General features: G+C 40.6%; 3 protein-coding genes. 1 reads left to right on the top strand and 2 read right to left on the bottom strand.

The annotated features are described in order from the left end of the window. Window positions 1-230 precede the first annotated feature (230 nt). Entirely contained in the window at window positions 231-1994 is a 1764-nt protein-coding gene (gene ycaO, locus IQ211_RS17990) for a 30S ribosomal protein S12 methylthiotransferase accessory factor YcaO (protein WP_189758505.1), read from the bottom strand. Window positions 1995-2141: 147 nt separating this feature from the next. Between ycaO and ansB the strand changes: the two genes are divergently transcribed. Continuing rightward, a complete protein-coding gene (gene ansB / locus IQ211_RS17985) occupies window positions 2142-3185 on the top strand; it encodes an L-asparaginase 2 (protein ID WP_189758506.1) in 1044 nt (347 codons plus the stop codon). A 182-nt stretch (window positions 3186-3367) separates the two neighbouring features. On the opposite strand, the gene IQ211_RS17980 is transcribed toward ansB, so the two are convergent. After that, window positions 3368-4711: aegerolysin family protein (locus tag IQ211_RS17980; protein ID WP_228011613.1), on the bottom strand; the 1344-nt coding region annotated here is incomplete at its 5' end.

Below are 4711 nucleotides of genomic sequence, written 5' to 3'. Positions count from 1 at the left end.
GTTTTAGCTTTTTAGATCTTAAAAGTAAAATAACAGGCTAAATTGTCATTTATTTGTTATTTCAAAATAAATTATATTTAACCTGTATTTTACTTTTTACGGTTAATAAACGTAGATATACCAATCTAACTTCAAGATGCGTATGATTTCTCCCCCATGAAGCGGGGGAGAAATCAGGTTTCATATCGTGTTGTAAATTGCAACTTGAAGTTTAATGCATATACAGCAGCTTATTTATTGCCCCAAAATTCACGCTTGGCTTTTTGCAATTTTTCATAAGCAGTTAATAATGCTTGATGGGCTGGTAATGCTTTTAACTCTGAGTCAACAGACCATAGACCATAGAAGCCGTTTTCTCCGGCAATGGCTGCTGAAGCAGCATCGACAGTGTCTTGACCGTACATTTTTACAAACGCCTGATAATATTGCTCTGGTTGGCGATCTTCTTCTTGAGTTAACAGTAACAGCGTTTGCAGGCAGCGGTAATAGTTCGCTCGCTCAGTGGTGAAAACGGAAGCGTTGAAATCCTGTGTCCATTCCACCCAAATCAAGGCTTGTTCCAAATCTTTGCCTGCCAGTGCCAGCATAGATTTCAATTCACCGATACGCAGATTGCTCCAACCGTTATCTTTACCCACAGCAATGCCCAATAACTCACGGACACGGGTAAAGTCATCCAAGCCTTCATCATCTAACTGTTCGAGAAGAGCCAGATATTCTTCTGGCTGCCATTGACTCTCCGGCAATGCCAGAATGGTATCACGCAGATGAGTTCCCATTATGTTATTGGCAATGTGCAGATCTTCGACTGGATAAATATCTGACATACCAGGAACCAGAATGCGGCAGGCGTAAACACCAAGATGCTCATAATCAGCGATATAAACTTCAGCATCCAGTTTATTGAAGATCCCCATCAAGGTGGAGAACTCTTCTTCTGTTGTTCCACTGAAATTCCAGTCAGCAAATGCATAGTCCGCATCCTGCTTGAAGAGATCCCAACTGATTACACCGCTCGAATCAATAAAGTGAGTTTCCAGATTGGTATGTTCAGAAACTTCTTCATTATCAAAGCTTGGTGGAGTGAAGACATCCAGATCTTTCAGGCTCCGGCCTTGCAACAGTTCTGTGACTGTGCGCTCCAATGCAACACCAAAATCAGGATGGGCACCAAAGGAGGCAAAACACGTGCCATTATTAGGATTGAACAGTACAACGCAAATAACCGGGAACTGCCCACCCAGTGAGGCATCGTAACAATAAAGCGGGAAACCTTCTTCCTGCAACTTATTGACTGATTCAACGACGCTTGGGTAGCGATCCATAATATCTTGTGGAATTTCAGGCAGACTGATGCACTCTGCGATAATGCGGTTTTTCACATAGCGCTCGAATACTTCAGATAATCCCTGCACACGTGCTTCGTTCATGGTATTGCCGGCTGACATGCCGTTTGAAACATACAAATTTCCGACAATATTCATTGGAATATAAATCGTTTGATTATCTGACTGGCGAGTAAATGGCAGGGCGCAGATCCCCCGCGCTTCATTGCCAGATTGTAAATCCACTAACTGGCTAGCACAGAGCGCGTTATCTGGATTGTAAAAACGATGCAGACGTTCGTCTAAGATCCCTTCTGGCAGAGAGTCATCTTCTGGCAACGGGAACCATTTTTCATCTGGATAATGAACAAAGTCGCCATTGGCAACGGTATTACCCAGATAAAAATCAGCAAAGAAATAGTTTGTCGATAGACGCTCAAAATATTCACCCAAAGCAGAGGCCAATGCCGCTTTCTTGCTGGCACCCTTGCCATTGGTAAAGCACAGTGGGCAGTCACGATCGCGAATATGTACTGACCAAACATTTGGAACAGGATTCAGCCATGAGGCTTCTTCAATATTAAAACCAAGGGACTTCAATTTGTGCTGAAAGCGATTAATGGAGTCCTCTAACGCGGCGTCTTTGCCTGGGATATAGGTTTGCGTCATCGTGATTCACTTCAAGTTATGTTAAAGGCGCATATCATACGGCGTTTTTTTTATCCGCTCTATCAATTCCCAAAAATTATTGTTAATTAGAGTTTATTTATTCTTGGTTTACATAATAAAATGGCTTTTTTTACAAGAGGTTGAATAATGAAAAAGACTAAAATAACAGCAATAGCCGGTTTTCTGGCTTTAGTTAGCGGTTCTGCTTTTGCTTTGCCAAATGTTACTGTTTTGGCTACAGGGGGCACAATTGCTGGGGGTGGTGAATCTGCAACGCAATCTAGTTATACCGCGGGTAAAGTAGGTATTGATGCTCTGCTGAATGCTGTACCGGCAATTAAAAATATTGCTGATTTGAAAGGTGAGCAGGTCGTTAGCATCGGTTCTCAGGACATGAACGATCAGGTGTGGTTGGCTCTGGCGAAGAAAATCAATGCAGAATGTGACAAAACCGACGGGTTTGTGATCACCCACGGTACTGATACTATGGAAGAAACTGCTTATTTCCTCGATCTGACCACCCAATGCCAGAAGCCTATTGTGATGGTTGGTGCAATGCGTCCATCTACAGCGTTGGGTGCTGACGGTCCGTTGAACCTGTACAACGCTGTGGTTGTTGCTGCGGATAAAAACTCGGCAAACCGCGGTGTCCTGCTGGCGATGAATGATTCCGTTATTCATGGCCGTGACATCAGTAAACTGAGCACAACGGCAGTTCAGGCATTTCAGGCTGTGAATGCTGGTGCACAGGGTTTCGTTCACAATGGCAAAGTGCGTTACTATTCTGCGGCACCAGTAAAAGCGAACAAAGACGTTTTTGATGTGAGCGAACTGGATAAATTGCCAAAAGTTGGCATCGTTTATAACTACTCCAATGCGTCTGACTTGCCAGCAAAAGCTTTCGTTGAAAATGGCTATCAAGGTATTATCAGCGCCGGTGTAGGTAACGGTAACATCTATAGGTCCATTTTTGACACATTAGCTAAAGCGGCCAAAGAAGGTGTTGTTGTTGTTCGCTCCAGCCGTATTCCTTTCGGCTACACTACCCAAAATGCAGAAGTTAACGACAGCAAATATGGCTTTGTGGCTTCAGAGCGTTTGAACCCGCAGAAAGCGCGCGTTCTTCTGCAACTAGCACTGACGCAAACCTCTGATGTAGAAAAAATTCAGGAAATGTTTAGTAAGTATTAATTCCTGATTGAAATGTATAAAGGCGCATTTGAGGCGCCTTTATACGTATTAAACTTCAAGTTGCAATTTACAACATGATATGAAACCTGATCTCTCCCCGCTTTGCGGAGAGAGATCACACATCTTGAAGTGGGATTGGTGTATACATCTGGTTTTCAATTCTATTGATTCAGATAAAACATTCATTTTCCACAAGTACCTTGAAAATCTTGAATTTTTTTAGGTGTGCCATCACGACCATTATAAACTGAAACATCAATACATTTGTTTTTTACATTCATTAGTAAAAAATCACCTTGGAATAAGGCACCGCTATTATATATTCTGGCATTACCAAAAACAGGATCTCCTCCACTTTGGTTGGATTCTTCAACCTGATGAGTATGGCCAATAAATACTGCCATGACGTTATATTTTTCAATTAATTCTTTGAATTCTTTTTTCTGTTCATCAGTACTTGTTTCGATGAAATGATCAGTGCCATCATGGAAATTAAGAATACTGGCTTTTCCTCTGGCATAGGCTTTTGCTAAGTCGTTCTTTAACCACTCCAATGATGGTTTTATATGTATTGTTGGTTCTAAATAGTGCCCTAATTCAACTTGATAAGTTGGATGGAACTGTAGTTGGACATAGTGAATAGAACCAAAATCCCATGAATAAGCTAAACTACCACTAAGGTTACTTTCATTATAATCACTGCTGAAATTTTGCAGTAATTCTTTTTGATAGTGATTGCTTATTTCTGATGCCATATTGTTTACAGACTCTCTTGCACAAGCGTTTCTACTAAAATTAAATTTACCTATTTCGGTGCAATCATTAACATTGTTTGCATAATCATGATTACCAAGGCCAAAGTAAAATGGGAATAATAGTTTATTATATATTTTATAAAAACTATCCCTGGTCGATTGACGGCCAAATTCGGTCATATCGCCATTTATGATGCCGAAGTCTACTAACCTTTGCGAATGTAATTCATTCATACTTTGTACTACATTTCGATTTCTGTTTTCCCAAGGTTTCTTATTTGCAGAGGAATTAGGATCTCCAGTTTCCAGTCTCCATGGTTGCGGATCAGACATCACAATCACTTTATAATCCCGGGTTATATTCTTCTTGAAAAAAGTGACTTTTATTTCAGCATTATTCCCTTTTCCGCCAGAGTATCCTGTTAAGTAACTGTCTGGGTTATTGGTATTTATATCATATGAATTACTTCCTATATAAGGATTGTCCCAATGTATGGTTATCCTGGAGACATCCGGTGCTTTGTATGTGGTCGTTCCTTCCACTCCAGTCAGAAATTTGTTTGATTCAGACATAAAAGTTACCAATCTACCTGCTAATATTTCTTTGGGTGGTCTGGTGCTCCATATGCCGTGTTTTAGGGACGATGAATCGAGTATTAAGACATTGTCTGTGCTATTTTTTAAACTAATGAGGGTTGATCTGGCTGCACCGAAGGCAAAAGAAGATGAGAAGAATAATATAATAAAAAACATATAAATAAATTTTATTTG

The sequence above is a fragment of the Xenorhabdus griffiniae genome, assembly GCF_015163655.1.
GTDB classification, from domain to species: Bacteria; Pseudomonadota; Gammaproteobacteria; order Enterobacterales; family Enterobacteriaceae; genus Xenorhabdus; species Xenorhabdus griffiniae.
This window is presented reverse-complemented; position numbering and strand designations above follow the sequence as displayed.

What these genes read in the sequence shown, in the direction of transcription:
- ansB (WP_189758506.1), top strand. Translation starts at nt 2,142, where the DNA reads ATGAAAAAGACTAAAATAACAGCAATAGCCGGTTTTCTGGCTTTAGTT.
- ycaO (WP_189758505.1), bottom strand. Translation starts at nt 1,994, where the DNA reads ATGACGCAAACCTATATCCCAGGCAAAGACGCCGCGTTAGAGGACTCC.